Source organism: Acidovorax sp. Root219 (assembly GCF_001428665.1).
In the GTDB taxonomy this organism is placed as follows: domain Bacteria; phylum Pseudomonadota; class Gammaproteobacteria; order Burkholderiales; family Burkholderiaceae_C; genus Acidovorax.
The window spans coordinates 1-278 of record NZ_LMIJ01000007.1 but is presented as its reverse complement, the minus strand read 5'-3'; positions in this window follow the sequence as shown (position 1 = coordinate 278).

Sequence of the window (278 nt, the reverse complement as noted above, 5' to 3'; positions counted from 1 at the left end):
CTGAACTCGCTGCGTTCTTCGAACTCCGCTCAGACAGCAGCGACGAGCTAGATGACGAAGTGCATGTGTCCTGCGGCACATGCACCCACCCCAGCTCCTGCGCTTCTCGGCGCAGCAGCAGGGGTGGGGGCGGGGTCACGGACGGCTGCTGCTTCGCAGCTGCGCCTGGGGTCGGTTACGCGCTGCGCGCTGCCGACGGTTGGGGCACGGTCACCCTGGCGAGCCGAGCGCAGCGAAGGACCACAGGCCGAGCGAAGCAATGGCCCGAGTGGAGCCCG